Below are 22,777 nucleotides of genomic sequence, written 5' to 3' on the forward strand. Positions count from 1 at the left end.
CCCGCCGGTGAGGGCCCGGCCGGCGGGTCGGAGGGCCGGTCCGGAGGGGGCGCGGCGTCAGCGCGGGGCGCCGGTGAAGTGCTCCCGTACGAGTGATTCGACGACCTGGAGGTCCTGGGCGATCAGGGCCTCCAGGAGGGCGGAGTGCTCCGCCGCGTCCGCCACCAGGTCGGCCCGGCGGATCCGCGGGGAGTCCGGGGCCGGCCACTGGGCGCGCCGGTGCAGGTCGTCGGCGACCAGGACCAGCTGCTCGTTGCCCGCCAGCGAGAGCACCGCGCGGTGGAAGGCCCGGTCGGAGTCCGCGTAGCCGGGCACGTCGCCGGCCGCGGCGGCGGTCGCGGTGGCCGCGGCGGCGGGCCGCAGCGCCGTCCAGGCGTCCACCGGGGTAGTACGTGCCAGGCGCAGCATCACCGGCACCTCCAGCAGCGCCCGGACCTCCGCCAGTTCGGCGAGCTCCCGCGCGGTGCGCACGACCACCCGGAAGCCGCGGTTGGGCAGGCATTCGACGGCGCCTTCGAGGGCCAGCTGCTGCATCGCCTCGCGCACCGGCGTGGCCGAGACGCCGAAGCGCTCCCCCAGCGCCGGGCCGGAGTAGATCTCTCCGGGCACCAGGTCGCCGTCGACGAGCGCGGCACGCAGGGCATCGAGGATCTGCCCGCGCACCGAGTGGCGGACCACCTTCTGGGGCGGGAGGGATGCTTCGCTGTGCACGCTCCGAGGATATGGGACACCGTTGATAGGACCTGCCTCCATGTGGGTAAGGTAAGGCTAACCTGTTAACGATCGCTCGATTCGGTGGTCCCCGCCATGACCGTCCCGGCTTTGCTTCCCGTCGCCCCCGCCGCCGGCCCGGCTTCCGGCGGCACGGGCCCGTGCACCCCGGCCGGCTCCCCGGTGGCCGACGCGTACGCACGTATGGCCGAGGCGTTCCCGGGGCTGCGGGTGCGGGAGCGCACGGCCTGCGAGCCGGCGCCGCGCGGTGCGGGCTGGGTCGGCGCGGGCGAGCTGGCGGCCGGCGGGACCGCCCTCGACGCCTTCCTCGCCTGGGACCACGCACAGGTCCTGCGGGACTACGGCCGGACCGCCCGGCCGGACGTGGTCGCCGGCTTCGGGCTGCACCGGTACGCCTGGCCTGCCTGCCTGCTCGTCACGGTGCCCTGGTTCCTGGCGCGCCGGGTCCCGCGGATCCCCGCGGACGGGGTCGCGTTCCACCGGACGGCCGGACGCATGTCGGTCGTCGTCGAGAGCTTCGCCTGCCTGCCGTCCGACCCGGCCGCGGACCTGCCCGGAGCCCGGGTCGTGCCCGACGAGGAGGCCCTGCGGGCGGAGGTGCGCGCGGCGGTGGCCGCGCACCTCGGCCCGCTGCTGGAAGGATTCGGCCCCCGGATGCGGCGCGGCCGGCGGGCCCTGTGGGCCATGGTGACCGACGAGGTCGTGGAGAGCCTGTGGTACGTCGGGCACCTGCTGGGCGAGGAGCCGCGGGCGATGGCGGAGCTGGAGCTGCTGATGCCCGGCGCGACCGCCCCGTACACGGGCGGCGCGGCCTTCCGGACGCTCACCGGCCCGCGGGGCGAGGAGCTGCCCACCCGCGACCGGGCCGGCTGCTGCCTCTTCTACACGATCCGGCCCGACGACACCTGCATCACCTGCCCGCGCACCTGTGACGCGGACCGCGTCGCACGACTGTCCGCCGCCGCGGCCTCCTAGACCCCAGCCGCCTCACGCCACCCGCCCGGGTGGCCGTATTCGAACTCAACTACGCATGGTCGCGCGGGAGTTCGACTCAGATCACCCTATCCGGAGGGCCGCGCCCCCCGAAGGCGTCCACTTGACCCGAAACCCGCGTGCGGGCCGGACGGGATCCGCCACTATGGCGCCCGGAAAGCCGCAGTCGCGAGGCAAAGGGACACCGGATGAGACTGACCGACATATCGCTGGACTGGCTGCTGCCCGGCAGCCTGCTGATCCTGGGCGTGCTTGCGGCAGTGGCGGTGCTGGCCCGCGGCAAGCGCGAAGGGGAGAAGGCGGCGGCGGAGGACAGCTGGGAGCGCAGCGAGGAGCGGCGGCGGCGCAAGGAGGCGATCTACGGCACCGCCTCGTACGTCCTGCTGTTCTGCTGCGCGGCGGTCGCCGCGGCGCTCTCCTTCCACGGCCTCGTCGGCTTCGGCCGGCAGAACCTCAACCTCTCCGGCGGCTGGGAGTACCTGGTCCCCTTCGGCCTCGACGGCGCCGCCATGTTCTGCTCGGTGCTCGCCGTCCGCGAGGCCAGCCACGGCGACGCGGCCCTCGGTTCCCGACTGCTGGTCTGGATGTTCGCGGGCGCCGCGGCCTGGTTCAACTGGGTGCACGCGCCGCGCGGGATGGGCCACGACGGCGCCCCGCAGTTCTTCGCCGGGATGTCGCTGTCGGCGGCCGTGCTCTTCGACCGCGCGCTCAAGCAGACCCGCCGGGCCGCCTTGCGCGAACAGGGCCTGATTCCGCGGCCGTTGCCGCAGATCCGGATGGTCCGCTGGCTCCGGGCGCCGCGCGAGACCTTCGGCGCCTGGTCGCTGATGCTCCTGGAGGGCGTCCGCACCCTCGACGAGGCCGTCGAGGAAGTGCGCGAGGACAAGCGGGAGAAGGAGCAGGACCGGCACCGGCGGCGCGATCAGCACCGGCTGGACCGGGCGCGCATCAAGGCGCTCGGCCGGCAGCACCGGGCCTTCGGGCGGCAGCGCGGCCGGCAGCTGGACCTGCCGGAACTCGGGACGGGAGCGGGCTCCGCGCCGGTCGGCGCGGAGCCCGCCATAACCGAGCCGGGACAACTGCCCCTGGTATCCCAGATCCCGTCCGGGGGCGCCCCCGGGCGGCCCTCCCTACAGGCGCTGAACGGCGGCACGGGTAACGGCGGTTCGGGATTCGGCGGCGCGGGCGCGGACGGGCCGCGGACCGTGGACCTCACCGCCGAGGACGACACCCAGACGATCCCGCGGCTCGACTCGCTGGAGCGCAAACTCAAGGACCTGGAGCAGCAGTTCGGCTGATCGCACCGGTCCGCCGGACAGCGGCAGGCCGGCCGGACACCGGCGGACCGGCCGGACACCGGCCGACCCGACGGGGGCCCGGCCCGAGCACACGCTCAGGCCGGGCCCCCGTCCGGTTCCCGCCCGTCGATTTCGAACCAGACGACCTTCCCGGCCCCGTGCGCACTGACCACGCCCCAGGCGTCGGAGAGCGCCTGGACCAGCAGGAGCCCCCTGCCGTGCGTACCGTCGTCGGCGGTCGGTACGTACGGTCGGGGATGCCGGGAGGTGAAGTCCCGCACCTCCACCCGCAGTCGGCAGGCTGCGAGGCTGGCGGTGACCTCGGCGCCCTGGTCGGTGTGGACGAGCGCGTTGGTGACGAGTTCCGTGGTGAGCAGTTCCGCCACGGCGGCGGAGTCGGGACGGCCCCAGTGCCTCAGCAGGTCGCGCAGTGCCCGGCGGACTTCGCCCACCGCCCTCAGATCGGCCCGCCGTAACGAGCGGCTCATCCGGTGGCCGGTGTGCGTTCCGCGACTGCCCGGTATCGCCTCCACTTCGGTGTCCTCGTCCTCGGCCGCCCCTCGCGCTGACGGTCGTGTTCGCCTTGGCTGCATCGCTTTCGCCCCCACCCGCACGGCGACTCACACCCCCTTCCTCGAACAGGTCTACGGGATGATGCCCCGCCCGGGCGGCGGCATTCCTGCCGGTCACGGCCGTATCACGGCAGGCCGAAGGCGCCCCGGGCGGTGTTTACGGATCGGTTTATGGCCTGGGCACATTCCGCAGGTTGGACCGGGCCATCTGGAGCATCCGCCCCACCCCGCCGTCCAGCACGATCTTGCTCGCCGAAAGGGCGAAGCCGGTGACCATGTCGGCGCTGATCCGGGGCGGGATGGACAGGGCGTTGGGATCGGTCACGACATCCACGAGAGCAGGACCTTTGTGGCGGAAGGCGTCCTTCAGCGCGCCCGCGAGCTGCTTGGGTTTCTCGACCCGCACCCCGTAGGCGCCGGCGGCGCGGGCGATCGCCGCGAAGTCCGGATTGTGATTGGTGGTTCCGTACGAAGGCAGTCCGGCGACGAGCATTTCCAGTTCGACCATGCCGAGGGACGAGTTGTTGAACAGGACCACTTTGACGGGCAGGTCGTACTGCACGAGGGTGAGGAAATCTCCCATCAGCATCGAGAAGCCGCCGTCGCCCGACATGGAGATCACCTGACGCCCGCGGTCGGTGAACTGGGCTCCGATCGCCTGCGGCAGGGCGTTGGCCATGGAGCCGTGGCTGAAGGAACCGATGATGCGGCGCTTGCCGTTCGGGGAAATGTAACGCGCCGCCCATACGTTGCACATTCCCGTGTCCACGGTGAACACAGCGTCCTCCGCAGCGAGTTCGTCGAGGACCGAGGCGACGTATTCGGGGTGGATCGGGGTGTGCTTCTCGACCTTGCGGGTGTAGGCCTTCACGACGCCTTCGAGCGCGTCGGCGTGCTTCTTCAGCATCCGGTCGAGGAACCGCCGGTCGGTCTTGGCGCGCACCCGCGGGGTCAGGGAGCGCAGGGTCTCCCGTACGTCGCCCCACACGGCGAGGTCCAGCGTGGTGCGGCGGCCGAGGTGTTCGGGCCGCACGTCCACCTGCACGATCTTCACGTCGTCGGGGAGGAAGGCGTTGTACGGGAAGTCCGTGCCGAGCAGGATCAGCAGGTCGCACTCGTGGGTGGCCTCGTAGGCGGCGCCGTAGCCGAGCAGCCCGCTCATGCCGACGTCGTACGGGTTGTCGTACTGGAACTACCTGCGTATGTCGCCGCCAAGCGAAAGCCCCGGCCACCAAACGGTGACCGGGGCTTCCCTTGCTCTGCTGCTAGACCGCCGGTGTGCCGCTTCCGGGACACGTCTCCGTGCCCGTTCCACCCCGCTGGTGCATGGCTACCGGCTCACCCGAAGCAGCTCCGACGATCAGGCCGCAGACGCCACAGCTGCCGTCGCACTGAGCGGGGTCGAAGCGGACAGCCGCGGGCCGCCGCGTAGACGAGTTCGTTGCGCACATGTTCCAGTCCTCCTAGTGATAGGTGGTGCCGGTGGTGCGGTACCTCTCCGCCAACGCGCGGGCGGAGACTCAGAATGCAGCCTGCAAGTCGAATGCTCGGCTGCCTCGGCTCTGCCCCTGTCGCGCGGTGAAGACGAAGGGGCAGTAGATCTTGGACTCGTTGTGGAAGTGCACGCCGAACCCTGGATTCTGGGGCTGCTCGCCGTACGCGTAGGCAGAGCTGATCTCCTCCGACTGCGCGTGCGTGAGGGCAGCTACGAGGTAGGCCTCCGCGCGGGCTGGGGAGATCATCTTGTCGTCGTACAGCGCCGGATAGTCGAGGATCGGGGCCGGGTCGCCCTTGACGGGCGCCTCCGAGTCGGTGAGCTTCTCACCAGGCGCCAAGACGTGCGTGATCGCCACCCAAAGCTGCGCGCCGGATGTGAATCGGACGCAGAGGCCAAAGGGCCGACTTCCGTCCGCCTCCTGCCAGGGCTCTACCGCCTGTACATCAGGCGCTGCCGCCAGCGCGTCGACGGCGAACTCCTGGAATCGTGCGGGGCGCATGAGTCAGTCCTTCCATGGGGGCAGCCGTCAGTCTAGATCTGCATCGACGTCTTCGGCTCGCTTGACGGGGCCACGGTGGCCAGCCCCGTACATCTCGCAGAACACGGGCATCACCGCATTCCACAGCTCGTCGTCCGGGTCTGTGACCTCCCACGTGTGGCCGCCAGGGTGCATGCGGAAAAGCTCACAGGGAGTGGAGGCGTCGAGCGACGCCGGGCACTCGGGGAGAGCCGCGACCCTGCCGGTCGGCGACCCGTCCTCCCACCGCAGCCAGCAGCACGTGCTATCCGCGGCTTCGTACAGCAGCGTCCAGTGCGGGCCGTCGTGCGTCTCCAGACCGCAGCGCAGCACCGGCACCTGCATGACGTGCTCCCAGAGATCCAGGTCGACGACGCCGGCCGCGCGGAGGAGAAGGAGCCTCGTAGCCGGCGGCACCAGTGCTTTGACGGCGCAGACGTACCGTCCGAGCGTCTGCCGTTTCATGCGCCGGCTCCCTTCGCCATGAGCACGACGAGGGTTGCGACCCACGACAGGAGTGCGACCCACCCGGACACTCCGAGATCCCGTTTGCGGGACATTCTCACCTCACAAGATCCACTGAGCCCCTCCGCCCGGAATCGAACCGGGGTCGCCCGCGCGGGGATGGATGCCGGGGTTGGCGCGCGGTGCTCTTCCTGACTGAGCTACGGAGAGAAAGGAGGCACGGGCCACACGTAGCCGACCTCAATGGCGGTGCGGCCCTGCCTCCCTGCGCGTCGATGATCAGTCGACGGCGGGTCTAGCGGGGAGGATGCGGGCGTACCTCGCCCAGAATGTCGCCGACGTACGCCGCGCACGCTGCCGCGTCCGCAAGCCACGCCGTCTCCGAGGTGAGTTCGGTGAGCCGGCGATCAACGGCGCCACGCAACTCCACGGTGAACTGGGGACCGTAGCGGTACCCACGCTCATCGTGCGCTCTGTGCTCCTGAAGTTCCGCCGCCGCCTCCAACGCAAGGGCGTAGCTGTAGTACGGCGACCCCTTGTCCGAATAGCGCTCGACGTCACGCTGAAGCGCCGCGCACACGTCGCAGTCGGCTATTTCCTCGCGGGCGTTGGCGTCGGCCACGTCCGCACGTGCGTGAACATCACTGGACATGGATCGCCCCTGTCTGCAATGGAGTCGCTACCCGCAGTGCTTATGGATGCCAGGTTGGCACTTACCGAAGGGGCTGGCAAGCATGCGCGGCCAACTGGCATATCTGCGAGGTACTGTGCGTCCCCTCTGCTCTGTGCCAGGATTCCGCTACACACCGATAAGGGGGACGCCTTGGCCGCACCATCTGTACGCCGCCGCCGGCTGGCGGCCGAACTCGGGGCTCTTCGGGAGCGGGCCGGCCTCAAGCAGACAGACGTGGTGGCACGGATTCCTGGCGACCACACCGCTACATGGCTCTCGCGTATCGAAGGGGCCCGGCTCGGCGTCAAGCCCGCGGAGTTGTCCGCGATTCTGGACCTCTACGGCCTTCTCGACGCGGACAAGCGGGACGTTCTCTTGTCACTCGCACGCGACGGAGCGCAGCGCGGATGGTGGCAGACCTACAGCGACATCATCAGCCCGGCCTATTCTGAGCTGATCGCGCTGGAGGCGGACGCCAAGTGTCTCCGCTCGTTCCAGTCGCTTCTTCTGCCCGGCCTGCTCCAGACGCCAGCGTACGCGCGTGCGTCAATCAGTGCGATCAACATGACCTCGTCAGCGGAGGACGTAAGCCGCCTCGTGGAGGTTCGTATCGCTCGACAGTCTGTCCTCACCCGTCCCGAGCCTCTCGACGTGTGGGCCATCATCTACGAGGGCGCCCTCCGCCCCAAGCTTGCCGATCCGCGGATCATGACCGGTCAGTACCAGCGCTTGCTGGACCTGATCGAGTACCCGTCGGTGTCGATACAGGTCATCCCTTTCGACGCTCCGCTTCACCCTGGGATCAGCGGCCCCTTCACCGTCCTTGGGTTCCCCGAGAGCGCGGATCTTGATGTCGTTCACGTGGAGGGACTTGCCTCCGCGCTGTACGTTGAAGCCCCTGTGGACGTGGCGGTTTACAACAGCGCGTTTGAGCAGCTCCGCGCATACGCGCTGCCGTTCGCTCCGTCAGCCGACCTCATTGCGAAACTGAAGAAGGAACAATCATGACCATGATCCTCAGTGCCGTTACGTCTGGCCTGTCGTGGACGAAGAGCAGCTACAGCGGCGACGGCGGAAACTGCGTCGAGGTGGCGGCCGGCCAGCTCGTCGGCGTGACGCCCGTGCGCGACTCTAAGGTGCCCGCGGGCCCCGCGCTCGCCTTCAGCGAGCCCGAGTGGGGCGTGTTCGTCGACGCCGTCAAGGCCGGCCAGCTTTAGCCGTCAGACCCTCTGAGCGCCCGCTTCCGTGATCGGGAGGCGGGCGCTTCGCTGTCACTCGGCCGCCGGCCAGACGTCAGGGCCTCCGCCACGCCACTCAATGAGCGGCGTGGTCGGAATCTCGTCCTCGTCGATGGGTATCTCTGCGCGGCGGAAAAACTCGACGAGATCCCGCACGCTGGTGGCCCGTCCCAGGATCGTCGAGTCGACGTGCACCCTTCGGCCGCCGATCGCGTCGGGGGCGTGGACGACGATGCGCGGGAAGGTGGCCATATGTTGAGGCTGCACGCGGTACGGGAAGCGTGCTCGACGTGCGGTCCATTCGGGTGAACGAAAAAAAGCCCCCTGCCTCGTGTGAGACAGGGGGCTTCAGGTTCGGTTCCTACTCCACGTCTAGCCGTGGTCGTCCTCAGGCTCCGACGGTCCTACCATGGCGCAGCTTTGCGTAGCATTCCGCCAGGTCGACGAGGACGCGTCCAGGAGTAGCCGCCGGATGCTTGGCGATCCGCCCGGAGTTGGCCGCGCCCCGAACCGTCGGCTCAGCCACGCCGAGTTGCTGAGCAGCGTCCGCGTACGTCACGAGAACGGGCTTCTGCGGTGCTGCGACGGACGGCATGGCGCCTTCCTCCGACGCCTCTTCCTCAGGCTCCTCAGCGGCCAACGGCGGCTCCTCGTAGACCACTTCCGGCGCCTCCTTCCGCCGCGTGTGGAAGAGCAATGCACCGCCGCAGAGGGCAATCGCCGGCCATCCGGCGACGAGGAGTCGGAGGTACGCCGGCGGGTTCGTCAGATCCATCAAGCCCGCCGTGGCCACGTTTGCGCCGACGGAAGCAGTCAGGGCGACGGCGAACCAGAACCACGCGCCGACTCGGCCGACCCGACCGCTCTCCCCCGACCTCGTCCGGCGCCACGCGGCCATCATCAGCAGGTCGACACTCACCGGGTACGCCCACGCTTTCCATCCGGTCTGCCCGGCAGCGTGCGCCACGTCGTGGATGTGGGCGAAGCTGAGGGCAGCAGCGATGACGGCCTGGAGAAGGACGGGGTCGACGTCGCGCCGGATGCGGGACACCAGGCGGGCGAGTCTGGCTTTCATGATCTCCTCGTTCGTGTGCGTGTGTTCGTGAAACGGGGCCCCCACCACCGCAATTGGCAGGGACCCCGTGGGTTGATCAGTTGCCGGGGCAGCACTCCGGCGTTCCGCACGGCGCCTCGTCCACCAGGCGTACGAGGCGGCTCCAGCACCTCACACACAGCCCGGCGCCACACGGGCCGTTGCTGCGGTTCAGGATGTGGTGTGTGTCGGCTGTGGCGTCGAAAGACTTCTCCGTCTGCGAGAAGCACGCGGCGCACACGTGGAGTCCAGGAGAGCGGAGCGACTGGCCACCACGGTTCCAGCCGATCAGCGCCGGACGGCTCCAGTCCACCGCTACCTCGCTTACCTCCAACGTGTCGATGATGCTCACTTAGTTGTCCTCTCCGTGAGTTCCTTGCGTGACTCCACTATCGCAGACTTGATGAGTACTCCACAAGCCCCTTCCGTGAGTCGACTTACGGAGCTTCAGAGCAGCAGTACGGCAAAGGCCAGCGCCAGGAGGACGAACCCGGCCGCCGGCTGCGTCCACTCCTCCGGCCACTGAAGCCGGCAGCGACGGACCGTCGACGCCCACACGGTCCGCCCCTGCCAGTCGCGCACGTGGTAGGGCTCCAGGTAGTCGGCCTGGACGTCGACGGCCGTCAGCCGGCCGTGCGTGCCCACGCGGGTGCCGCACGGGGTTGTGGTGATGATGACGCGGTCGCCGAGTCTCAGCGGGTGTCTGCCCATCGGGTCACTCCTTCGTTTCCGGCCAGCGGTGATCGTCGGCGCACTCGCGGTGGGCGAAGAGAACGTTGCCGCGGATCCGGCCGACGACCCGCATGGCGCCGTCCCCGATGCCGGGGCAGTACACGCAGTCGGTGCCGCTCCACTGCTCGGGGGTGATTTCCTGGAGCGGCGGGAGGTCGTAGGGGTAGGGGTGGGCGTTCACGGCTGCTCCCTCCTGCCCGACCGGGCGGGAAAGTACGCTGAGCATTGCGCGGACGTGTATCGGTGAATCCGTCCGTCTGCGTAGACCGCCCACGGCCTGCGGTCCCGCGCCCCACTGGGCCAATAGACCGCGGGGGCGCCGTTGTGCAGGATTTCAGCTCCGGCCCGTGCAGCCGCAAGCAGTTCTCTCGCCGTCGCCATTAGTCCTCCTTCGCTCGGCGCCACGCCTGACGCTCACGTCGCTTGCCAGTGCGGCGGGCGGTCTTCCGAGCCTTGCCCGGCGGCTGTCCGCAGCACGGGCAGTCACGTCCGCCCGGCCCCTTCGGGCAGCGCCGGCCGATCATCGGGGGCATGTTGTTACTCCGTCCCTCGGCGTAGCACGACGGAGAACGAGGCGTCCATGAGCGCCGAGAGGCGCGTGAACTCCGTGACGGCCTCGTCGGCGTCAGTAAACGTCTGCTCGTGCTCCTCGCCGTTGCTGTGGTCGTACGTCTCGACGGTGAAACTCTGTGCCATCGAGCCTCCAGTGGTCGGTGATGCGGGGAGTGCCCCGCCGCGGATTCGAACCGCGCGCCCTCCGGGGAGGTGGAGGGCCGGCCGTTGCGGGGCAGGTGGGTCAGCGGTAGTGGTAGACCGCCCGCACACGGAAGGCTTCAGGGAGCGTCCACACGTCTTCCGGGATGTGATCCTGGCAGTAGAGCCACGCAGGGAGGTGCGCCCAGCATCCCTGGTGCTCCACGGCCCACATCGCAGGACGGAAGCACGCGTCACAGTGACGCAGAGACCTGCTCATCTCTCCTCCTTCGGCCTGCCTCATCAGCGCGGGGAGGCCATCACCCGCGGACGCCCCGGAGGGCGTTTCGGCTAGAAGTACTTGCGCTTGCCGTGCGCCTCGTTCAGGCGGACTGCCTTGCGGACGGCCCACGCGAGGCGGGTGTACGTCTTCGTCCAGGTGGCGCCGTCGCGCGTGTCCTTGACGACGTAGCCGTGGCGGACCTCTACCACCTGAAACCGCGCGGCCATCAGCCCTCCGTCGGCGCGAACTGGCAGAGCTTCGCGATGTTCCCGCCGCACTCCTCCAGCAGCGCTGGCGTGAGCATGGCGGTCCGGTCGTACTTGTTCCACAGGTCCGCTTCGACGTGGAACCGCTCGTCCAGGTCGATGAAGGCGTTCACGAGGGCGGAGGCCTCGTACGCGTCGCGTCGGTTGACGACGAGGTGCGTGTGCGGGCCGTCGATGTAGACGTTGTAGGACACGGTGTCTCCTCCTGTGGTCTGCCTCGTCAGGCCCGGTAGACCAGTTCCGGGCGACGCCCCAGAGGGCGTTTCGGCTGTGTCAGCGCTGTGCGTCGACGACGATCTGTTCGGCAGCCATGGCGGCCGACGTGAGCGTCTCGCCCAGCCAGTCACCCGACCCGCTGGGGGTGTCCAGATACCATCCGGCCGCCTGCCCGTTGCCGTTGTAGTGGCGCAGGTCGAAGCGACCCCATCCGTCCTCAAAAGTCCAATGCGAACCGGGGCGGACACAGTCCCACTGGAGGGCGCCAAACGATCGCGAAGCCATGTCGTCTCCTACGTCAGCCTCTGTGCTTTGAGCGCCCCGGACGGAAGTCGAATCCGCCGACCCTTGCGGGCCACCATCGGGGCTGGTGGTGCTAGTTGTTGTCGCCGTCGCCGTCACCGGGGCAGCTGTCAAACGCCCGGCGCCCGCACCCGGGGCAGATCTCCCCGGCGTCCGCGTCCGGGTGCTTGTCCGTGAAGTAGGCCGTGTCGGCGTCGGCGTCCTCCTGCGTGGCGTACGGGCCGCTCAAGAGAACGTCGCCGTTGTGGGCGAACACTGCGTAAGTCATGGGCTCTCCTCATGTGATTCGAGTGCCCCGGGCCGGATTCGATCCGGCACCGTCTCGGCGTGGCCGGGGCGGATGTTGCTCAGAACAGCGACGGCGCTTCCGACTCCGCAGACAGGCGCTCCATCGTGGTGCCGCCCCCGATAAACCCGTGTCCCCGGCGGGTTCTGACGAGGTGGTCGGCCTGGACCCGAGTCGAGTAGCGCCCAGGGCCGAAGGTGACCGTGACGCCCATGGACTCGTACGAGCCGTAGGGGCCGTCACACCGCGTCGGGCCGGACGATACAAACATTTCGTTCGTTCGACCGTCGCGAGTGACCTTCACGCGCTCACCGATCTTCAGGGACTGTATGAAGGTGATTGCCGCCGACATCTCCGGGCTCATGACTTCCTCCCCCGCCGAACTCTCCGTGAGTTCCTGGCGTGACTTCAGGATGGCACACTTGATGAGTACTCCACAAGTCCCTAGTGGCTCACGATGAAGCCGGACCAGGCTCGCCCGCCAGGAACGCGGCCATTGCGACGACGTCGGCGCCGGTGTGGTGAGTGTCGGCGAGCAGCTCCTTCGCGCGGGCGACGAGGGCTTCACGGTCGGAGGGCGCAGCGACGGCAATGGGCCGAACACTTCCCTCGCGCACCCAAAGGCCGTAGTCGTTGCCATCCCACTGGACGTAGTACGGCATATGAGAGTCGTCCGGGTCGACGTCCGTTACGACGCCCAAGACGTAGGGTCCCTGGACACGATCGCCAATCTTGATGACAGTCATGTCAGTTCCCCTCCAGGTAGATGGCGATCTTCAGTAGGTCATCCGCGGACGCACCCTCGCCGACGAGGCGCCGGGCGGCATCGAGGAGTGAGAGACGGGAGGGCGGCACGGTCTGATCGTCGATGTCGGCCGGCGTGACGTCGGTGCCGTCGCTGGTCACGCGCTCCACCTCGTCACACCACCATTCCCCGTCGGGATCGCCGTGGATACCGCCTCCGAAACGCACTAGGTACGGCATGTCGCGGTCGTGGACGTCGATGGCTCGCAGCTCTCCAACACGGTCGACGAACGACCAGCCCCCCGACGGCTCCTCCGCGCGCACTACCCGCACGCAGTCCCCGATGCGCAGGCGGGTGTCCGGCTTGACGCCCGCTTCTCCTCCGTCAAGTTCGTCCGCCAGGGCGAGGATGCCGCGCGCGAAGGTGCGGGCATCCGCCGCGGAAAGGTACGGGTTCATCTCCAGCCCGCCACTGATGTAGCCATCAAAGGCCACCGAGGCCGATGTCTTCCTTGCCACGATGCGCTCAGATCCGTCGTAGCGGCACTGCGCGGTGTACTCGGCCATGCGCTCTCCTCGTTTTACGCGGGTCGGGGTAGCTCCGTAAGTCGACTTACGGAGCTACTGGAGCAGCTCGTCCAGGTCGACGAGGGTCTCCGCCAGGTCGTCGACGTCCCCGCGGACGTCCTCACCCCAGAGCGCAGCTTCGTCGAGTCGCACGCCTTGCATGTCGTAGGCGTCAAGGGAGGGAAGGGATCGGGTCATTGGACGGCCTCTCGTGTGTGTCTTACGCAGCTTGGGCGACGGAAGGGGCCTCGTTGAGACCACGAGCGATGTTCAGGCCGTGCGACGCGGCCACCTGCCGCATCCGCTGGCCGGCGGTGTGGCGCAACTGGGCCACCGCCCGCTTTGTGGTGCCAAGCAGCTCAGCAATTTCTTCGTCCGCAAGGGCCTCCGTGCGGATGCCGTACGTGGAACGGAGCGTGAGTGCCTGGCGCGGCGCGATCGAGTCGAGGAGCCAGTTCGCCAGCTCCCGCCGTCCCTCGACGTCATCCGCGTCCACCGGGTCGGGAATGGTGTCCGCAAGAGTGGTGTCGTCGGACCCGTGCTGCGGGGCTTCCAGGGACATCGTGCCGGCGAGCGCGCCCATGACGCTCAGGAAAGTCTCACGCGACATGCCGCGCTTGGCCTTGCCGACGAGGCTGATGCGGATCCATGCACCCTCGACGTTGCCCTCCGTCTCCGCGAGAGCCTGTCGTACCCGCAGCACCGCGGAGGGCTCCACGGTGTGACTGCACGTCATGCGGATCCACTCTTCCGTCACGGCCCGCCGGATCGCGTGAAATGTGTACGTGGAGAGGGCCGCGTCCGACGAGGTGTCGTAGCTGCGGAGTCGGGCGATCAGCTCGACGCGAGCCTCCTGCATCAGGTCGTCAAGTTCGGCGGGGGACGCGGAGGGAGCAGCCTTGCGGACGATCGACGCAAGTACCGATTCGTGCGCCGAGACCACTTCCCACATCGCGTCCCCGTCGCCGGCCTGTGCGCGGCGGATCATGTCGGCCGTAACTGCGGGAGTGGTCATGTCGTTACCTCCGTGAGCGGCTTGTGTGACTTGGTTATGGGGGATGGATCATGGATTATCAGGGCCGCTACATGTGATGTGGGTCACACGGATATCCCTGCTGCGGATACGCCAAAGCCCCCGCTTGCACGTTCAAGCGGGGGCGTCTGCCCGAGGGTTGGTCAGCCGGTCAGGTCGTGCGTCGGAATGTCCAGGGCGTCGGCCATGGCTACGTCAGCTAGAGCCAGGGGGCAGCGCTCCCAGCCTGGAATCCGATAGAGAGCGACCACGGACGCCCACTTGATGTTGTGCTCCCCGACGAGCGCCGCCCCGTGCAGTCCCGCGATCTCCGCTAGCTCCCCTTGCTCCTCGGCCGTGCCTTGCGGCCCGGTTATCACGATCATGCTGCGCCACCCCCGTGCTCGGCCGGCTCCTCCCCCTCCCATCGGGCTAGGGCGCGGTCCATGGATGCGGTGACGCCGCGAACACAGGCCAAGGCCGTGGGCAGAAGCGCGGCGCCTATCTGGAGTTCGTCTGTAAGTGCCTGACGGTGATCGTCAAGCGCGATGTCCTCAGTGGGGCGGGATGGACCGCTCGTCGCGGAGCGACCCGTTTCGTCCGGCGCCGCCCCCGGTCGTCGACTGCGGGCGGTAACTGCGTCGTCATAAGCAGCACACATCTGACGCAACTCGGCCAGTTCCGCGTAAAGCTGAGTGACCAGTTGGGACAGACGTTGTCCTGCGTGGTCGCGACAGTACGTCACGCTCTGCGGCCGGGCAATCGCCGTGCGGCCGGATACCGACGTCTCGTTAGTGCTCATCCGTCCCCTTATCGTGCGGTTTTGACTCACGCTCGCCACCCCCGAGGCTTGTGGAGTACTCCTCATCTCACCTGGGCATATGACTGGCGGGAGTGCTGAAGCCTTCAACTTCCACCGTTATCGAACTGTGACCATGTGGAGGCCGTGTGAAGCGTCAAAGTTTGCCGCTTCGTCGCCCTACGGAGCCGGAACGCAACACTCCGCACCCATCTCCGCTGCTAGAAGCGCGCCCCATGCGCCGACAGAAAGATCACCTTTCCGCCGATTGCACTCTCGGCAAGCCGGCGAAAGGTTGTGGAAATCGTGAACGCCCCCCAGCGAGAGGGGGGTTACGTGATCCATTTCGAGTACAACCATCGGCCCCGCAGGCGAGTCACAGTAGGTGCAGCTCCACTCGTCGGCGTCCTCCCATATCGCCAGGACGGCGCGGCGCGTGGGTCCGAATGTCGGCTTTGGCGGTCGCAGAGGGGGAGCAATGCGGACAGGCCGGGTGGCATGGCGGGCCATGAAAGGGCGGTTCTCAGCCACCCTTGCCGGAAACGAAGTGACACTCCGTGCACGGAGGCCACCGACGGCCGTCACGCGCGCGCCAGTTCAGCAGCGTGGGCTTCCTGCGGGTGATCCGCGTACCACTGATCATTTTCGATCATCGTCGACGCCTTCTTCATGTAGAGCGACCCCCACGAGCGCCCGCCCACGTCAGGATCGGTGCCCAGCGGAATGCCACGGAGGCTCATCGTCATTGCCTCCCCGATCTCACGAGCGACTTCCGGAGCCTCGTTGTCGGTGGCGTCTGCCACGATCTCGTCATGCACCGGAAGCAGCACATGAGGGGTGAGCCCTCGGGCGTGGATCTCCAAGAGGCCTTGCGCGAAAATGTCCCGGGCCGTCGACTGAATCTCTCCGTTGAAGCTGGCGTATGCAGCGTCCCGGTCGAAGATGAGACGCCGGCCGGACGGAGTCCGGAGGGTGTACCCGTCGCGTATGACCTGCGCCTGAAGGTTGCGGATGTACCGGGCCAGGCGCGGGTACGTGCGCTTGTACCCCTTTACAGCGTCCTGCGCCGCAGGCATGGACAGTCCCGTCTGCGCAGCAATCGTCTTCGCTCCGCCTCCGTAGGCCACCCCGAGCTGCACGACCTTGGCCACCTTGCGCTGACCCGGGGTGAAGTCGGGCCCGTAGACGCTTTCCGCCGTCAAGTTGTGGAGGTCGGCGCCGCGGAGGATTGCGGCCGTCATGCGCTCGTCGCCGGAGAGCGCCGCCATTACGCGCGGTTCGACGGACGAGTAGTCGACGGATATGACCCGGTGTCCCTCGTCGGCAATGACGGCGTGGCGGATGACCCACATGCCGGACGGGAGCTGCTGGAACGGCGGGTCAGAGATCGACATGCGCGCCGTCCGCGCAGCCAAGGCGCCGATCTTGGGGTGCACCCGGTCGTGCTCATCGGCCGTCCGGAGCATGGCCTCCGCGTACGACGTCCGCCACTTCGACGCCCGCTTACTGCGGAGAACCGCCATGGCCAAGGGATTGGCCGTCCGGCTTCCGATCGGCTCCCAGTCCTTGTCGACGTCCGCCAGGCGCTTCAGGACGGTCGAGTTCACCTGAACTGCTCCGCCGGCCGTCCTCTCGGGAATGACCTCCCCCATGCCCAGCAGAGCTTCAGAGAGCTGACGTGTGGAGTTCACGTTGGACACGCCGTACCGGGCAGCCTTCGCGGCCCACTCCGCGGACTCCTCCAGGAGCTGAGCAGAGAGCTTCGTCGTGTAGGCCCGGTCGATTCTCATTCCGCGGCGCTCGATGAGGGCGCAAACGTAGCCCACGTCGTGCTCGAAGGGGATCAGTCCCGGGTTGATACCCAACTCCCGAACGCGCTCCTCCAGCTTGGGCAGGAGGCGAGACGTCAGGATCACATCCCCGCCGGCGTAGCTCAGGTACAACGGGTTGTTGATGTCGATCTTGCTCCACCCGGTGTCCTTCGTCTCTCCGATCGCGTGAAACTCTCCGTAGAGTCCGGCGGCCGTGTCGGGTGCAGACGGATCCACGTAGTGGGCAGCAGCGTCCTTGAGACCGTTCCCGACGCCGCCCTGGTCCCGTCGACGAGGATCGGAGAGGTGGCTGTAGATGTACGCGTCAAGCGTCTTCGGAGCGAGCATCTCCAGGGAGGCGCCGGGCAAATGCCTGTCGGTCGCCAGCATGTCGAAGTTGCGGTTCTGCATGGACAGCGCCGGAAGAGTCCGCAGGGCCCACGCTGCCAGACGTCGGAGGTCGTCCCCCTTCTCCACCTGAAGCACCCACGCCTGATCCGGCGTACCGAACTGCGCCGTTCGGATGCGGAAGTCCTTGCTGAACGTCGCGAGCCCCGTTGTCTCCGTGTCGTACGCCACCCGTTCGCCGGCGTTGGCCCGGTCGATGATGTACCGCTGGAATGCCTGGAAGTCCTCCACTGTCTGGGGGACGTAGACCGGTATCAGTTCCCCAAGCACGGGGAAGGTGGGAATGATCATGCTGCGTCCTCCTTCGCCTGTCCGAAAATGTCCACGGGCCCGTGCGTCGGCTCGTCGTCGACGTCTTCCGCAATTCGCCCGGCGGCTTCTCGCTCTGCATCCGTCATGAGGCGGATCCCGTCAAAGCCCCACCGACCGCCGGCGCCCGCACGCCGCTTCGTGAAGCCGCGGGACTCCAGCTCGACGCCGAGTGCCCAGCCGCTGAGCACTTCCTTCCTGGAAAGCCCCGCGTCCTCCGTCCACTCCGCGTAGGCACGTCGGACGGCCATCGGGGCGACGCGGGCGCCGTCCTCCTGGACCAGGCGAGCCGCAATGAACTCTGCGAGCCTGTCCTCCGATTCGCGGTAATCCTGCGTAGCCCCGGCGACGGAGGAAGGCTCCTGGAGCCCGTGCTCGTACCACTCCATCGAGCCGCGGACGGCCCACGCGAGGATGCCCTCCGCCTCCGACCGCAGCTTGGCGGGAAGGCTGGTGTCCGCCGTCGAACCACGTCGGAACGTTGCCTCAAACGGGATCAATTTCACGCGGCGCCAAATTCCGGTGTCCTGCGACAGAATCGCCGGCTTGTAGTTGCCGGCCACCATGAGAAGGAAGCTAGGGACGTACGTGAACGGATTGCTGTGGAGGAAACGGCACGTCACCGGGTCACCGCCCGTCAGCTGCTTGACCAGCGCTTCCGCCAGACGCGAGTACTTTTCTGTCTCGCTCGCCGTCACGAGCCGGGCTCCGCGGAGGGAGGCGAGTTCGGGAGAGGCCTGCCCGACGGATGTGCGCTGCTCGAACGTTGAGAACTCCGTCGACTTCGTGATCCCGCGGAGCGCGTGGATCAGCGCGTCGAGCAACGCCGACTTCCCGTTGCTCCCCTGCCCATGCATGAACACGAAGCACTGTTCAGCCGTGCTCCCGGTGATCCCGTATCCGACGAGGCGCCGCATATACCCGGGCATCTCCGGGTGCTGCGGGAACACCTCGTCGAGGAACGTCAACCACCTCTCCGCCGGAGCCGCAGGGTCGTACGCCACGTCAAGGCGGCGCGTGATCATGTCCTCGGGCCGGTGCGGGTGGAGTGCGCCCGTGCGGAGGTTGATCGTGCCGTTGGCGACGGACAGCAGTTCCTCATGGGCGTCAAACTCGTCGGCGCGGGCGGGTACTCCGGGGACGCTCGGAAGCTCCTTGATTGCCGCGTCGATGCTGCGGTTCGTCAGGGCCTTCAGCGCCAGGCGCCGGTTCGTGTCGTCGCCCGTGGCGATCAGCTCCGCGCCCATAAGGTGAAGGGAGCGGCGGACCTGCGCTTGCCCGGGAACCCAGATCGTTCCGTCCCAGACGAGGAACCCGAGCCCGGTTGCGTACCGTACTCCCCCGCCGTCGCGTGCCATGAAGTCCCTGAGGCGGACCGCAATGCCGACGTCGGTCGCGTCGAACATCTGGCGGGCGGACGGCTCCATCGTAGCGATGGCGTCGGACGCGGCCGGGCGGGGTGACTGCGCAGGTTCCTTTGCCTCCAGCTCGACGACAGCAGCCGCGCGAACAGCAGCGTGCAGCTCCGCGGGGAAGGTGGTCGGCGTCCGCTCCCGCCAGGCGGTGAGATCCTCTTCCGGCACGGGGAAGGCCAGCCGACGAACGGTCTGGCCGTCCGCCGTCAGCGCTGCCACCAGCGCGCGCGTTCCACGCTCGCCGGCGGTGTCCGGATCGAAGGCGATAACCACGTCACGGCCACGGAGGCCAACGACGAGTTCGGCAAGCAACGCCGCGTTGTTGGCCATGGCGGCGCCGCGGATGATCAGTGCGTCGTAGCCGACGCCGACCGAGGTAAGCCCGTCGCCAGGGCCCTCCGTGATGAGGATCGTGTCGTAGCCCGTGCCAGCGTGGAGGATGCCGTACTTCGACCAGACCTTCCCCGGCACGTTCGTCAGACTCATCCACCGTGCCGGGCAGCGTCCGGAAAGGTCGCGCCCCTGAAGTCCGCGAGCCACGCCGTCGAATCCGTAGAGCGGGACGGTCAGCCGAGGGTAACGAGTGAAGCCGCGGGAGAGCCACGGCTGAGGGCGCTCACCTTCGGCCGCGTATCCGACGCCAAGATCCTCCGCCGCCTCCGGCGACAGCCCGAACCGGTCCATCAGGTAGTCGGTTGCGCGGCGCGACTCCATGAGGGCACCAGACGTGGCGTCGACGAACATCCGCAGCGCCGCCGTCTCAGCAATGCCCACGGACTCCGGGACAGCCGCAGACACGGTGCGCTCGCCGGACGTCTGGACATCGAAAAGGGCGGAGGCCGGCAGTCCAAGCGCCTCCAGGATCTTCGGCTTCTCGCAGCCGGCACGGCAGACCACAAGCAGCGTGCCGTCGTCCTTCAGCGTCAGCTTCAGCGACGGAGTCCGGCGGTCCCGGTGCACAGGGCAGAACGCAAGGTGGCCGTCGTGGTCGTCTTGGACGCCGTCGAGCCGGGACAGGATGTCCGTCAGTCGCACGCTGTCTCCCCTCTTGATTTGTGTATGCAGAGGGGCGCCCCGGAGGACGCCCCTTGCGTGGTGTTCGGTTGTGGATCAGTCTTCGTCTGGGACATCCTCGTAAGTCACTGACGTGACGTCGACGCCGTACGCCATGTAGTTCCACGCATGCTTGTCGCCCCGGGTGAGACAGTGAGCAGCCCATCCGGCGGCCTCGTCGTCGGTCAGGGGCCCGCCCTCGTACTCACCGCCGTCCGCCTTGACGACGAGCGAGGCAGTGAAGGTGATGACGGCCTGTCTCACGCTGCCTCCCGATGCTGCCTGTCGATCAACGTCCACGCCGCAGGTGCCACGCCACGAAGCGCGAACTCCATCTCCCGCAGCCGATTCAGCAGCCGCACGTCTGTCGCCAGGTCCCGCACGACGTAGGCGTCAGCCGCACCCTTCATCCGCCGCTTGACCACCGCGCATCCGAAGGGCTGGCCGGCGTTGATCGCTTCCCGGTTCGCCTGCGCGATGTAGTCGGAGAGGGTGATCGACTTCTCGGCCTTCGCCTCCAGGGCGTGGAGGTAGTAGCCGTCGATATCGCCGATGTCGAGCCGGCCCATCTGGACGTTCCGGTGGGTGGCCGGATTGTGGTGCTCGCGGAGGTAGGCGACGACGAGGGATTCGAAGGCGGTGCCCTTGGCCTTTGACGGATTACTCATCCTCGGCATCCTTCGCCCACGTACCGGACGCGGAACGTCCCCAGGCGATCCGAGAGAACGGTGCGCGCCTCCATGCCGTGGCCGATCGGCGTCCAATCACCGCCAGGAGCGACGATGGCGCCGACCGTCATGTCTACCGAGCGCTCCCGCGCGGCAAACTCATCGGCCACCTGACGCCGAACTTCCGCCTCCAGCTCTGCGACCATGCCCGCCTGTCGGTAGGCCTTATCGCCGTACCAGCGCTCGAAGACCTCCCACACGGCCAGCGTGATCTCGTGGTCCTCGCCGTCGAGGGTCATCGTCATGCGTCCGCCTCCAGTTGATCGAACGCCCGGTTCATCATCTGTCGCGCCTTGCTGAACGTCGGCATGAGCCCGTAGGTCTCGACGTCGTCCAGCTCCTCCAGCAGCCGCGCGGCCTCGTCGGTGGTGAGCTGGAGAGCTACGCTGTGGACCTTGGTGGTGCGGTAGTACGTCCTCACTCCGCCTCCCCAACGTGCGGGGGAACCGAGCCGTCGGCCTTCCGGAGAACCAGCGCGTTGGAGCCGACCTCACTGCGCCGCTGCGCGCCATTCCAGTTCGATCGGGTGACCTTCATCATCGCCCTGCCCGAAGGGGCGAAGTAGACAATGCCCAGCTTGAAGAGGCCGGTCGACGAGGCCGCAGACAGGACGTAGTCGCCCTCCCCGACTTCAACGCCGAATGAGTCCTTCACGCTTCCACCCTCCAAGGCAGCTCAGCCATCGGCGTCCCCGACTCCACGCGGTACAGCAGCGTCCAACCGTCGGGCGTGTACTCGTAGATCTCTCCGCCCCGCGCGCCGCGGAACCCCTGGTACCCCACGGCAAGCTTCGCCAGGCCCAAGCCCGCGTGGTACTTCACCTCCGGGCGCCGTCCGGGGACGATGGAGGCGTACGGCTCGGACTTCAGCTTGGCCCGATAGCGGGCGCACTGAGCTTCCATGTCAGGCGACATCAGCTCACGTCCTCCCACGTCGTCGTTGCCTTCTGCACTCGCCCGCTGACGACGCTGTCCCGGAGTCGCCCCTCGTAGTGGTCCCACGTCTCCCGGGTGAGTTGCCCGCGTGCCGCGCCGATGGTGTTGTACGGGCCGTACGAGGTCTCGAACGTCTCGTCGGTGTAGCGGTAGTAGCGCTCGCCGCTCCCCGGCTCGTAGGCCGGGTTCCTCTCCTGCCGGCGAAGAACGAGGAGCACCCGAAACACGTCCTGGTTGTCGCCGACCATGCGTCGGGACATCAGACCACCTCCCACCCGGTCGGGCGGACCTCGACGAGGGGACCGTATGACTCCCGCACGTCGGCTGCGCGCACGAGGATCCCGGCCGTCGGACGGTCCTCGTCGCAATCGGGGTCGACGATGCATCGCATGCTGCCTTCGTCCTTGTGGTCGTCCACCCACACGGCGCCGTCGTCGTCGCTGTAGAACGCCATCAGAGCATCCCCTCTCGATTCATGATGTGCACGAAAGCCCCGCGCGCGAGCGCCACGCCGGCCGCATCCCAGTACTTCGGCCAGTCCTTCCGCGTCGTTGCGTCGGGCCGGATGTAGATCGAGTCGTCAGGTCCGCACGCTCGGACGTCGCCAAGCGCGGGGGCGTTGGCGAGTTCGATGACGTGAAGGGCGCCCATCAGTAGTCACCCGTCGGACAGTTGCACCGCGTCCAGCCCCGCTCAGTGCGCTTGGCGCACGTCGGAGCGTGCTTCAGCGTCGACACGGCGTTCTCTGCCGCGCGACTGATCATGTGGGCTGCCACGTCTTCGATGTGATCCGTGCCGTATCCAGGCAGGTCCGATGCCTCCGCAGAAAGCACCTCCAGCGCCGACCGGATCTCCTCGCGGACGATGCGGCGGACGATCTCCTCCGTTCGGTCGCCGGTCACTCGCGCTCGTCCCAGTACGCGGCGAGCAGCCGTACCGGGCCCGCGATGTCGATCCGTGTGGCAACGACGTTCGTCGACGTCACACCCTCCAGGTGCGCCACGGCCTTGCGCGCCTGCGCCGTTCCGCCGGCAATCACGGTGGCGTTGACGAACTCTCCCGGACCCGCCTCGTCGATCCGCACAACCTCGTAAAGCGCCATCTCTCCTCCTTCGTCGCCGGACAGGGCTTCCACGCA

40 protein-coding genes, 1 tRNA gene, 2 other RNA genes and 1 pseudogene are annotated in these 22,777 nt (G+C 68.0%); 4 read left to right on the forward strand and 40 right to left on the reverse strand.

Features of this window, described 5'->3' with window-relative positions; genetic code table 11:
- Positions 1-57 precede the first annotated feature (57 nt).
- Positions 58-711: a GntR family transcriptional regulator gene (locus OG764_RS09055; protein ID WP_328967892.1), complete on the reverse strand. Its 654-nt coding sequence runs from the start codon at positions 709-711 to the stop codon at positions 58-60.
- A 96-nt stretch (positions 712-807) separates the two neighbouring features.
- Between OG764_RS09055 and OG764_RS09060 the strand changes: the two genes are divergently transcribed.
- Together OG764_RS09060 and OG764_RS09065 are read left to right on the forward strand one after the other, a co-directional pair.
- Complete coding sequence (locus OG764_RS09060; RefSeq protein WP_443055875.1) at positions 808-1,707, forward strand: (2Fe-2S)-binding protein; 900 nt, start codon at positions 808-810, stop codon at positions 1,705-1,707.
- Between the two features lie 206 nt (positions 1,708-1,913).
- Positions 1,914-3,023, forward strand: coding sequence for a DUF2637 domain-containing protein (locus OG764_RS09065; protein ID WP_328967893.1), 1,110 nt, complete (start codon positions 1,914-1,916; stop codon positions 3,021-3,023).
- 95 nt (positions 3,024-3,118) lie between these two features.
- On the opposite strand, the gene OG764_RS09070 is transcribed toward OG764_RS09065, so the two are convergent.
- The 6 genes and pseudogenes from OG764_RS09070 to OG764_RS09095 form a co-directional block, all read right to left on the reverse strand.
- Complete coding sequence (locus OG764_RS09070) at positions 3,119-3,511, reverse strand: ATP-binding protein (RefSeq protein WP_328967894.1); 393 nt, start codon at positions 3,509-3,511, stop codon at positions 3,119-3,121.
- Positions 3,512-3,764: 253 nt separating this feature from the next.
- Positions 3,765-4,784: pseudogene (locus OG764_RS09075) on the reverse strand (thiamine pyrophosphate-dependent enzyme); the annotation flags it as partial.
- A 331-nt stretch (positions 4,785-5,115) separates the two neighbouring features.
- The gene (locus OG764_RS09080; protein WP_328967895.1) at positions 5,116-5,430 is read right to left on the reverse strand and encodes a hypothetical protein; all 315 of its coding nucleotides are present in this window, start codon (positions 5,428-5,430) and stop codon (positions 5,116-5,118) included.
- Positions 5,431-5,619: 189 nt separating this feature from the next.
- A complete protein-coding gene (locus tag OG764_RS09085; protein WP_328967896.1) occupies positions 5,620-6,075 on the reverse strand; it encodes a hypothetical protein in 456 nt (151 codons plus the stop codon).
- Positions 6,076-6,194: 119 nt separating this feature from the next.
- Positions 6,195-6,285, reverse strand: a tRNA-Trp gene (locus OG764_RS09090).
- Positions 6,286-6,370: 85 nt separating this feature from the next.
- The gene (locus OG764_RS09095) at positions 6,371-6,727 is read right to left on the reverse strand and encodes a hypothetical protein (RefSeq protein ID WP_328967897.1); all 357 of its coding nucleotides are present in this window, start codon (positions 6,725-6,727) and stop codon (positions 6,371-6,373) included.
- Positions 6,728-6,898: 171 nt separating this feature from the next.
- Here OG764_RS09095 and OG764_RS09100 point away from each other — a divergent pair, with 171 nt between their 5' ends.
- A complete protein-coding gene (locus OG764_RS09100; RefSeq protein ID WP_328967898.1) occupies positions 6,899-7,756 on the forward strand; it encodes a helix-turn-helix domain-containing protein in 858 nt (285 codons plus the stop codon).
- Positions 7,753-7,965 carry a DUF397 domain-containing protein gene (locus OG764_RS09105; RefSeq protein WP_328967899.1) on the forward strand — a complete coding sequence of 71 codons (213 nt, stop codon included), beginning with the start codon at positions 7,753-7,755 and terminating at the stop codon, positions 7,963-7,965. Before OG764_RS09100 ends, OG764_RS09105 begins: the two co-directional genes overlap by 4 nt.
- 54 nt (positions 7,966-8,019) lie before the next feature.
- Here the strand turns inward: OG764_RS09105 and OG764_RS09110 are convergent, their stop codons facing one another.
- The 33 genes from OG764_RS09110 to OG764_RS09260 form a co-directional block, all read right to left on the reverse strand.
- Positions 8,020-8,238, reverse strand: coding sequence for a hypothetical protein (locus OG764_RS09110; protein ID WP_328967900.1), 219 nt, complete (start codon positions 8,236-8,238; stop codon positions 8,020-8,022).
- A 136-nt stretch (positions 8,239-8,374) separates the two neighbouring features.
- Entirely contained in the window at positions 8,375-9,061 is a 687-nt protein-coding gene (locus OG764_RS09115; RefSeq protein WP_328967901.1) for a DUF2637 domain-containing protein, read from the reverse strand.
- Between the two features lie 76 nt (positions 9,062-9,137).
- The gene (locus tag OG764_RS09120) at positions 9,138-9,431 is read right to left on the reverse strand and encodes a hypothetical protein (protein WP_328967902.1); all 294 of its coding nucleotides are present in this window, start codon (positions 9,429-9,431) and stop codon (positions 9,138-9,140) included.
- Positions 9,432-9,526: 95 nt separating this feature from the next.
- Positions 9,527-9,790 (reverse strand): hypothetical protein, encoded by a 264-nt coding sequence (locus OG764_RS09125; RefSeq protein ID WP_328967903.1) that lies wholly within the window; start codon positions 9,788-9,790, stop codon positions 9,527-9,529.
- Between the two features lie 4 nt (positions 9,791-9,794).
- Complete coding sequence (locus tag OG764_RS09130) at positions 9,795-9,992, reverse strand: hypothetical protein (RefSeq protein ID WP_328967904.1); 198 nt, start codon at positions 9,990-9,992, stop codon at positions 9,795-9,797.
- A 356-nt stretch (positions 9,993-10,348) separates the two neighbouring features.
- Complete coding sequence (locus tag OG764_RS09135) at positions 10,349-10,507, reverse strand: hypothetical protein (RefSeq protein WP_328967905.1); 159 nt, start codon at positions 10,505-10,507, stop codon at positions 10,349-10,351.
- A 286-nt stretch (positions 10,508-10,793) separates the two neighbouring features.
- Positions 10,794-10,857, reverse strand: an RNA gene (locus OG764_RS09140) — hammerhead ribozyme type II.
- Positions 10,856-11,014 carry a hypothetical protein gene (locus OG764_RS09145; RefSeq protein WP_328967906.1) on the reverse strand — a complete coding sequence of 53 codons (159 nt, stop codon included), beginning with the start codon at positions 11,012-11,014 and terminating at the stop codon, positions 10,856-10,858. The genes OG764_RS09140 and OG764_RS09145 overlap by 2 nt, the downstream gene beginning before the upstream one ends.
- Positions 11,014-11,247, reverse strand: coding sequence for a hypothetical protein (locus OG764_RS09150; RefSeq protein WP_328967907.1), 234 nt, complete (start codon positions 11,245-11,247; stop codon positions 11,014-11,016). The genes OG764_RS09145 and OG764_RS09150 overlap by 1 nt, the downstream gene beginning before the upstream one ends.
- 12 nt (positions 11,248-11,259) lie before the next feature.
- Positions 11,260-11,323, reverse strand: an RNA gene (locus tag OG764_RS09155) — hammerhead ribozyme type II.
- Positions 11,324-11,326: 3 nt separating this feature from the next.
- Positions 11,327-11,554 (reverse strand): hypothetical protein, encoded by a 228-nt coding sequence (locus OG764_RS09160; RefSeq protein WP_328967908.1) that lies wholly within the window; start codon positions 11,552-11,554, stop codon positions 11,327-11,329.
- Between the two features lie 91 nt (positions 11,555-11,645).
- Positions 11,646-11,840, reverse strand: coding sequence for a hypothetical protein (locus OG764_RS09165; protein ID WP_328967909.1), 195 nt, complete (start codon positions 11,838-11,840; stop codon positions 11,646-11,648).
- Between the two features lie 79 nt (positions 11,841-11,919).
- Complete coding sequence (locus OG764_RS09170; protein WP_328967910.1) at positions 11,920-12,222, reverse strand: hypothetical protein; 303 nt, start codon at positions 12,220-12,222, stop codon at positions 11,920-11,922.
- A gap of 88 nt (positions 12,223-12,310) precedes the next feature.
- Positions 12,311-12,604: a hypothetical protein gene (locus OG764_RS09175; protein WP_328967911.1), complete on the reverse strand. Its 294-nt coding sequence runs from the start codon at positions 12,602-12,604 to the stop codon at positions 12,311-12,313.
- Between the two features lies 1 nt (position 12,605).
- Entirely contained in the window at positions 12,606-13,169 is a 564-nt protein-coding gene (locus OG764_RS09180) for a hypothetical protein (protein ID WP_328967912.1), read from the reverse strand.
- Between the two features lie 54 nt (positions 13,170-13,223).
- Complete coding sequence (locus OG764_RS09185; protein ID WP_328967913.1) at positions 13,224-13,367, reverse strand: hypothetical protein; 144 nt, start codon at positions 13,365-13,367, stop codon at positions 13,224-13,226.
- Between the two features lie 22 nt (positions 13,368-13,389).
- Positions 13,390-14,184 carry a sigma-70 family RNA polymerase sigma factor gene (locus OG764_RS09190; RefSeq protein WP_328967914.1) on the reverse strand — a complete coding sequence of 265 codons (795 nt, stop codon included), beginning with the start codon at positions 14,182-14,184 and terminating at the stop codon, positions 13,390-13,392.
- Positions 14,185-14,345: 161 nt separating this feature from the next.
- Complete coding sequence (locus OG764_RS09195) at positions 14,346-14,567, reverse strand: hypothetical protein (RefSeq protein WP_328967915.1); 222 nt, start codon at positions 14,565-14,567, stop codon at positions 14,346-14,348.
- A complete protein-coding gene (locus tag OG764_RS41725) occupies positions 14,564-15,049 on the reverse strand; it encodes a DUF7169 domain-containing protein (RefSeq protein ID WP_443055876.1) in 486 nt (161 codons plus the stop codon). Before OG764_RS41725 ends, OG764_RS09195 begins: the two co-directional genes overlap by 4 nt.
- 111 nt (positions 15,050-15,160) lie before the next feature.
- Entirely contained in the window at positions 15,161-15,490 is a 330-nt protein-coding gene (locus OG764_RS41730) for an HNH endonuclease (protein WP_443055877.1), read from the reverse strand.
- Between the two features lie 71 nt (positions 15,491-15,561).
- Positions 15,562-17,490, reverse strand: a complete 1,929-nt coding sequence (locus tag OG764_RS09200) for a DNA polymerase (protein ID WP_328967916.1) — start codon at positions 17,488-17,490, stop codon at positions 15,562-15,564.
- On the reverse strand, positions 17,487-19,958 hold the full coding sequence (locus OG764_RS09205) for a phage/plasmid primase, P4 family (protein ID WP_328967917.1): 2,472 nt from the start codon (positions 19,956-19,958) through the stop codon (positions 17,487-17,489). Before OG764_RS09205 ends, OG764_RS09200 begins: the two co-directional genes overlap by 4 nt.
- A gap of 75 nt (positions 19,959-20,033) precedes the next feature.
- Positions 20,034-20,240 (reverse strand): hypothetical protein, encoded by a 207-nt coding sequence (locus OG764_RS09210; protein ID WP_328967918.1) that lies wholly within the window; start codon positions 20,238-20,240, stop codon positions 20,034-20,036.
- On the reverse strand, positions 20,237-20,644 hold the full coding sequence (locus tag OG764_RS09215; protein ID WP_328967919.1) for a hypothetical protein: 408 nt from the start codon (positions 20,642-20,644) through the stop codon (positions 20,237-20,239). Before OG764_RS09215 ends, OG764_RS09210 begins: the two co-directional genes overlap by 4 nt.
- A complete protein-coding gene (locus OG764_RS09220; RefSeq protein ID WP_328967920.1) occupies positions 20,641-20,949 on the reverse strand; it encodes a hypothetical protein in 309 nt (102 codons plus the stop codon). The genes OG764_RS09215 and OG764_RS09220 overlap by 4 nt, the downstream gene beginning before the upstream one ends.
- Positions 20,946-21,125: a hypothetical protein gene (locus OG764_RS09225; RefSeq protein ID WP_328967921.1), complete on the reverse strand. Its 180-nt coding sequence runs from the start codon at positions 21,123-21,125 to the stop codon at positions 20,946-20,948. Before OG764_RS09225 ends, OG764_RS09220 begins: the two co-directional genes overlap by 4 nt.
- Positions 21,122-21,358: a hypothetical protein gene (locus OG764_RS09230; protein WP_328967922.1), complete on the reverse strand. Its 237-nt coding sequence runs from the start codon at positions 21,356-21,358 to the stop codon at positions 21,122-21,124. Before OG764_RS09230 ends, OG764_RS09225 begins: the two co-directional genes overlap by 4 nt.
- On the reverse strand, positions 21,355-21,618 hold the full coding sequence (locus tag OG764_RS09235) for a hypothetical protein (RefSeq protein WP_328967923.1): 264 nt from the start codon (positions 21,616-21,618) through the stop codon (positions 21,355-21,357). The genes OG764_RS09230 and OG764_RS09235 overlap by 4 nt, the downstream gene beginning before the upstream one ends.
- On the reverse strand, positions 21,618-21,899 hold the full coding sequence (locus tag OG764_RS09240) for a hypothetical protein (protein ID WP_328967924.1): 282 nt from the start codon (positions 21,897-21,899) through the stop codon (positions 21,618-21,620). Before OG764_RS09240 ends, OG764_RS09235 begins: the two co-directional genes overlap by 1 nt.
- On the reverse strand, positions 21,899-22,093 hold the full coding sequence (locus tag OG764_RS09245) for a hypothetical protein (RefSeq protein WP_328967925.1): 195 nt from the start codon (positions 22,091-22,093) through the stop codon (positions 21,899-21,901). Before OG764_RS09245 ends, OG764_RS09240 begins: the two co-directional genes overlap by 1 nt.
- On the reverse strand, positions 22,093-22,290 hold the full coding sequence (locus OG764_RS09250) for a hypothetical protein (RefSeq protein ID WP_328967926.1): 198 nt from the start codon (positions 22,288-22,290) through the stop codon (positions 22,093-22,095). The genes OG764_RS09245 and OG764_RS09250 overlap by 1 nt, the downstream gene beginning before the upstream one ends.
- Positions 22,290-22,541: a hypothetical protein gene (locus OG764_RS09255; RefSeq protein ID WP_328967927.1), complete on the reverse strand. Its 252-nt coding sequence runs from the start codon at positions 22,539-22,541 to the stop codon at positions 22,290-22,292. Before OG764_RS09255 ends, OG764_RS09250 begins: the two co-directional genes overlap by 1 nt.
- The gene (locus tag OG764_RS09260; protein WP_328967928.1) at positions 22,538-22,741 is read right to left on the reverse strand and encodes a hypothetical protein; all 204 of its coding nucleotides are present in this window, start codon (positions 22,739-22,741) and stop codon (positions 22,538-22,540) included. The genes OG764_RS09255 and OG764_RS09260 overlap by 4 nt, the downstream gene beginning before the upstream one ends.
- Positions 22,742-22,777: the final 36 nt, after the last annotated feature.

Origin of the sequence: Streptomyces sp. NBC_00239 (genome assembly GCF_036194065.1) — a bacterium.
GTDB lineage: Bacteria > Actinomycetota > Actinomycetes > Streptomycetales > Streptomycetaceae > Streptomyces.

Bases quoted from the DNA above. Each gene is read 5' to 3' on its own strand.
- OG764_RS09060 (WP_443055875.1), top strand. From the start codon at position 808: ATGACCGTCCCGGCTTTGCTTCCCGTCGCCCCCGCCGCCGGCCCGGCT.
- OG764_RS09065 (WP_328967893.1), top strand. From the start codon at position 1,914: ATGAGACTGACCGACATATCGCTGGACTGGCTGCTGCCCGGCAGCCTG.
- OG764_RS09070 (WP_328967894.1), bottom strand. From the start codon at position 3,511: ATGAGCCGCTCGTTACGGCGGGCCGATCTGAGGGCGGTGGGCGAAGTC.
- OG764_RS09085 (WP_328967896.1), bottom strand. From the start codon at position 6,075: ATGAAACGGCAGACGCTCGGACGGTACGTCTGCGCCGTCAAAGCACTG.
- OG764_RS09095 (WP_328967897.1), bottom strand. From the start codon at position 6,727: ATGTCCAGTGATGTTCACGCACGTGCGGACGTGGCCGACGCCAACGCC.
- OG764_RS09105 (WP_328967899.1), top strand. From the start codon at position 7,753: ATGACCATGATCCTCAGTGCCGTTACGTCTGGCCTGTCGTGGACGAAG.
- OG764_RS09110 (WP_328967900.1), bottom strand. From the start codon at position 8,238: ATGGCCACCTTCCCGCGCATCGTCGTCCACGCCCCCGACGCGATCGGC.
- OG764_RS09115 (WP_328967901.1), bottom strand. From the start codon at position 9,061: ATGAAAGCCAGACTCGCCCGCCTGGTGTCCCGCATCCGGCGCGACGTC.
- OG764_RS09125 (WP_328967903.1), bottom strand. From the start codon at position 9,790: ATGGGCAGACACCCGCTGAGACTCGGCGACCGCGTCATCATCACCACA.
- OG764_RS09135 (WP_328967905.1), bottom strand. From the start codon at position 10,507: ATGGCACAGAGTTTCACCGTCGAGACGTACGACCACAGCAACGGCGAG.
- OG764_RS09145 (WP_328967906.1), bottom strand. From the start codon at position 11,014: ATGGCCGCGCGGTTTCAGGTGGTAGAGGTCCGCCACGGCTACGTCGTC.
- OG764_RS09160 (WP_328967908.1), bottom strand. From the start codon at position 11,554: ATGGCTTCGCGATCGTTTGGCGCCCTCCAGTGGGACTGTGTCCGCCCC.
- OG764_RS09165 (WP_328967909.1), bottom strand. From the start codon at position 11,840: ATGACTTACGCAGTGTTCGCCCACAACGGCGACGTTCTCTTGAGCGGC.
- OG764_RS09170 (WP_328967910.1), bottom strand. From the start codon at position 12,222: ATGAGCCCGGAGATGTCGGCGGCAATCACCTTCATACAGTCCCTGAAG.
- OG764_RS09175 (WP_328967911.1), bottom strand. From the start codon at position 12,604: ATGACTGTCATCAAGATTGGCGATCGTGTCCAGGGACCCTACGTCTTG.
- OG764_RS09180 (WP_328967912.1), bottom strand. From the start codon at position 13,169: ATGGCCGAGTACACCGCGCAGTGCCGCTACGACGGATCTGAGCGCATC.
- OG764_RS09185 (WP_328967913.1), bottom strand. From the start codon at position 13,367: ATGACCCGATCCCTTCCCTCCCTTGACGCCTACGACATGCAAGGCGTG.
- OG764_RS09190 (WP_328967914.1), bottom strand. From the start codon at position 14,184: ATGACCACTCCCGCAGTTACGGCCGACATGATCCGCCGCGCACAGGCC.
- OG764_RS09195 (WP_328967915.1), bottom strand. From the start codon at position 14,567: ATGATCGTGATAACCGGGCCGCAAGGCACGGCCGAGGAGCAAGGGGAG.
- OG764_RS41725 (WP_443055876.1), bottom strand. From the start codon at position 15,049: ATGAGGAGTACTCCACAAGCCTCGGGGGTGGCGAGCGTGAGTCAAAAC.
- OG764_RS41730 (WP_443055877.1), bottom strand. From the start codon at position 15,490: ATGGCCCGCCATGCCACCCGGCCTGTCCGCATTGCTCCCCCTCTGCGA.
- OG764_RS09200 (WP_328967916.1), bottom strand. From the start codon at position 17,490: ATGATCATTCCCACCTTCCCCGTGCTTGGGGAACTGATACCGGTCTAC.
- OG764_RS09215 (WP_328967919.1), bottom strand. From the start codon at position 20,644: ATGAGTAATCCGTCAAAGGCCAAGGGCACCGCCTTCGAATCCCTCGTC.
- OG764_RS09220 (WP_328967920.1), bottom strand. From the start codon at position 20,949: ATGACGATGACCCTCGACGGCGAGGACCACGAGATCACGCTGGCCGTG.
- OG764_RS09235 (WP_328967923.1), bottom strand. From the start codon at position 21,618: ATGTCGCCTGACATGGAAGCTCAGTGCGCCCGCTATCGGGCCAAGCTG.
- OG764_RS09240 (WP_328967924.1), bottom strand. From the start codon at position 21,899: ATGTCCCGACGCATGGTCGGCGACAACCAGGACGTGTTTCGGGTGCTC.
- OG764_RS09245 (WP_328967925.1), bottom strand. From the start codon at position 22,093: ATGGCGTTCTACAGCGACGACGACGGCGCCGTGTGGGTGGACGACCAC.
- OG764_RS09250 (WP_328967926.1), bottom strand. From the start codon at position 22,290: ATGGGCGCCCTTCACGTCATCGAACTCGCCAACGCCCCCGCGCTTGGC.
- OG764_RS09260 (WP_328967928.1), bottom strand. From the start codon at position 22,741: ATGGCGCTTTACGAGGTTGTGCGGATCGACGAGGCGGGTCCGGGAGAG.